Genomic DNA, 3,336 nt, shown 5'->3' with positions numbered 1-3,336 from the left:
GCGGAATGCTTGCGCACCCGGCAACGACGTGGGCATACTCGACGGCGTGATCGCTGCGCGCTTCTACTTTTACTATGGCACCGGCGGTGGCATAGTCGGAGGGGTCAGGCGGGGTTGACCCGTGGCCCGTCCCTGGGAGAGGCGCCGTCGTGTCGGTAGCACCGTCCCCAGCCGGTGGGTCAGCGGACCCGCTGGCCGCGTTGGAGGCGTCGGCGTGGGCGCTGGCGGCCGCGGTCGGCACCATGAGTGACGCCCTGTCGGCCCCGCTCGCCGAGGTCCTCGCGGCGTCGCCGCATCGCAGCGCGGTGCTGGAGGCCGCCGGTCTGCTGTGCTGGGACGGCGGTGCGCCGGTCGCGCACCCGTCGCTGGTGCCTGCCGACGGGCCGACCGGGCGCAGCGCGGTGCAGGCGCGGTTGAGTTCGCTGCGGCAGGCGGTCGCCGCGGCGGCGCAGGAGCCTTCCGGCGGGGGTGGGGCCGGCTGGGCGCAGGTGGACGACGAGGTGTTGCTGCATCAGGGCCGGGCGTCGGCGGCGACCGGCCGGGCGTTGGCGACCCGGGTGGTGCCCGAGTTGGCGGGGCTGGCGGAGCGTTTGGACTCGGCGGACGCCCGGGTGTTGGACGTGGGCACCGGTGTGGCGGCGTTGGCTGTCGCCCTGGCCCGCGCGTTGCCCCGGGTGTCGGTGGTGGGTATCGACGTGCTGCAACGGGCGTTGGACCTGGCCCGCGGGGAGTTGGCCGAGGCGCGCGATGTCGCGGATCGGATCAGTGTGCGCCGGCAGGACGTCGCGGAGGTGGCCGAGCCGGGAGGGTACGACCTGGTCTGGGTGCCGGCGCCGTTTCTTCCCCAGCAGACGTTGGCGCTCGCGTTGCCCCGGCTGGTGCAGGCGCTGCGACCCGGTGGGTGGTTGGTGGCCGGCACCAATCCGCCGGCGGGGGACCCGTTGCGGGCGGCCGTCGACCGGTGGAACGCCGTGCGCAACGGCGGCAACGCGTTCGACGCCGACCGGATGGCGGAGGTGCTGGCGGGGGCCGGGCTGGGTGAGGTTCGGCGTTTTCCGACAGTCCCCGGTGGGCCGGTGTTGGTCGCCGCGCACCGCCAGGGCGGCTGAGGGCGACCGTCGGCGGGGCGGGTGGTCAGCTGAGCCGTTGTTCGAGGTGGAAGGTGACCTCGGTGCCGGCGGCGCTCTTACCGATGGTCTTGCACAGGGCGGCGCGGATGGGCAGCCAGTGGGGGCCGGCGCCGGAGGGCATGAGGGTGGCGTTGAACGGGTGCCCGTCGATGGTGCCGGTGACCTTGACGGCGCGTCGGGTGCCGAGCAGGTCCGCGGAGTCGGGCACTGTCACGTAGGTGGCGAACGCGCCGTCTTTCTCGATGGGCGCGGTGAAGCGGTAGTCCAGTGGTTGCGGGTCCATGGGTTCTCTCCTCGGCGCGGCGGGTCGGTCAGCTGGCGGCGGCGCGGATGGCCTCGGCGATCGGGGTGGGCCCGTCGACGAGCTCGAGTGTCGCGCCGGTGGTGCGTGGTTCGTCGAGCAGCGCGGTGAGGACGTGGGCGACGTCGGTGCGGCTGATCGCGCCACCGCCGGCGTGGGGGGTGAGGGTGACCCGCCCGGTGGGTGGGTCGTCGGTGAGCCGGCCGGGTCGCAGCACCGTCCAGGCCAGGTCGCGGCCGCGCAGGTCGTCCTCGGCGGCGCGTTTGGCGCGCAGGTATGCCGCCCACACGTCGTCGGTGCCGGGGGCGGGTGGGGTGTCCACGCCCATGGAGGAGACGAGCAGGTAGCGGTGGACGCCGGCGCGGGTGGCGGCGTCGGCGAGCAGCGCGGCGGCGGCCCGGTCGACGGTGTCCTTGCGGGCGGCGCCGCTGCCGGGGCCGGCGCCGGCGGCGAAGACCACAGCGTCGGCGCCGTGCAGGTGCTCGGCCACCTGGTCGAGCGGGGTGTGTTCCAGGTCGCAGACGACGGGGGTGGCGCCGGCGGCGCGCAGCGTCGCGGTCTGCTCGGGGTTGCGGATGAGGCCGACGGCGGTGTCGCCGCGCCCGACGAGGTGACGTTGCAACAGTAGGGCGATCTTGCCGTGGCCTCCGGCGATGACGACGCGCATGCGCCCAACCTACCGGCGCCGCGGGTGCGGGCGGCGTCACCGGCTTGACCTTGACCTTTGGGTAACCCTCAGCCTGGTGGGTGCCGGTCGCCGTGACCGGTGCGAGGAGGATGTCGACGTGGGGCTGATGACCATCGGGGCGTTCGCCCGGGCGGCGAGGCTGACGCCGAAGGCGTTGCGCCTGTACGACCAGGTGGGGCTGTTGGTGCCGGCCGCTGTCGATCCGGAGTCCGGTTACCGGCTCTACGACCCGGCTCAGCTGCCGGTGGCTCGGCTGGTCGCCCAGTTGCGTCGGCTCGGTATGCCGCTGGCGACGATCCGGGCCGTGTGTGCTCTGGAGCCGGCGGCGGCGGCTGAGGCGGTCACCGCGTACTGGCGGCAGGTCAGCGCCGACACCGCGGCCCGCGCCCGGCTCGCCACCCTCCTCGTGGACCACCTCTCCGAAGGGGGCGCCACCATGTCCGACCCGAATCCCACAGTTGCCGTCCGCTGCGCCGCCGGTTGTGACACCGGCCTGGTGCGCGACAGCAACGAGGACACCGCGTACGCCGGCGAGCGGTTGCTCGCCGTGGCCGACGGTATGCGGGGGCCCGGCGGCGCGGCCGCCAGCGCCGCCGCCGTCGACGCCCTGAAGCCGTTGGCGTTCACCGATGTGCCGGCCGCCGACCTGCTGACGATGCTGGCCGGCGCGGTGAGTGACGCCGACCGCGCCGTGCACGGGTTGGCCACCGACACCGACCAGCCGGTCACCACGCTGACCGCGCTGCTGCTCAGCGGTTCCCGCCTGGCGCTGGTGCACGTCGGCGACACCCGGGCCTACCTGCTGCGCGGCGGTCAGCTGTCGCTGCTCACGCAGGATCACACCTGGGTGCAGGCCCAGGTTGATCAGGGCCGGCTCGACCGGGACCAGGCCGCGGCGCATCCGCAGCGCGCGGTGTTGGTGCGTGCCCTCGGTGGCGGCCGGCAGGTCGAGGCGGATCTGGCGCTGCGGAGCGCGTTGCCGGGTGACCGGTACCTGTTGTGCTCCGACGGGTTGTCCGCTGTCGTCGAGCGGGCCGATCTGGGGTCGGCGTTGGCCGCGACGGACGATCCCGAGGACACGGTGCGGGCGCTGATCGATCTGGCGCGGGCCGAGGGGGCACCGGACAACATCGCCTGCGTCGTCGCCGACGTCGTCGCGGTGTAGCCGCCGACGTCGCCCGCGCCGGGTGGGGTCGCCCACCCGGCGCCGCGCTCCC

At 74.5% G+C, this 3,336-nt stretch carries 4 protein-coding genes; 2 read left to right on the top strand and 2 right to left on the bottom strand.

Annotation, left to right across the window (positions count from 1 at the left end; genetic code table 11):
* Positions 1-149 precede the first annotated feature (149 nt).
* Positions 150-1,109 carry a class I SAM-dependent methyltransferase gene (locus tag AB0C20_RS35700; RefSeq protein WP_357187560.1) on the top strand — a complete coding sequence of 320 codons (960 nt, stop codon included), beginning with the start codon at positions 150-152 and terminating at the stop codon, positions 1,107-1,109.
* Between the two features lie 25 nt (positions 1,110-1,134).
* Here AB0C20_RS35700 and AB0C20_RS35695 read toward each other — a convergent pair whose 3' ends face one another.
* Complete coding sequence (locus AB0C20_RS35695) at positions 1,135-1,413, bottom strand: DUF1905 domain-containing protein (RefSeq protein WP_112587027.1); 279 nt, start codon at positions 1,411-1,413, stop codon at positions 1,135-1,137.
* Positions 1,414-1,441: 28 nt separating this feature from the next.
* Positions 1,442-2,098 carry an NAD(P)-binding oxidoreductase gene (locus AB0C20_RS35690; protein WP_357187563.1) on the bottom strand — a complete coding sequence of 219 codons (657 nt, stop codon included), beginning with the start codon at positions 2,096-2,098 and terminating at the stop codon, positions 1,442-1,444.
* A gap of 118 nt (positions 2,099-2,216) precedes the next feature.
* On the opposite strand from AB0C20_RS35690, the gene AB0C20_RS35685 reads away from it, so the two are divergent.
* The gene (locus tag AB0C20_RS35685; protein ID WP_357569670.1) at positions 2,217-3,284 is read left to right on the top strand and encodes a MerR family transcriptional regulator; all 1,068 of its coding nucleotides are present in this window, start codon (positions 2,217-2,219) and stop codon (positions 3,282-3,284) included.
* Positions 3,285-3,336: the final 52 nt, after the last annotated feature.

Origin of the sequence: Micromonospora sp. NPDC048843 (genome assembly GCF_040649965.1) — a bacterium.
In the GTDB taxonomy this organism is placed as follows: Bacteria; Actinomycetota; Actinomycetes; order Mycobacteriales; family Micromonosporaceae; genus Micromonospora; species Micromonospora hortensis.
The sequence above is the reverse complement of the archived record's forward strand: the minus strand, read 5'-3'. Positions and strand labels throughout refer to the sequence as shown.

Bases quoted from the DNA above. Each gene is read 5' to 3' on its own strand.
- AB0C20_RS35695 (WP_112587027.1), bottom strand. From the start codon at position 1,413: ATGGACCCGCAACCACTGGACTACCGCTTCACCGCGCCCATCGAGAAA.
- AB0C20_RS35690 (WP_357187563.1), bottom strand. From the start codon at position 2,098: ATGCGCGTCGTCATCGCCGGAGGCCACGGCAAGATCGCCCTACTGTTG.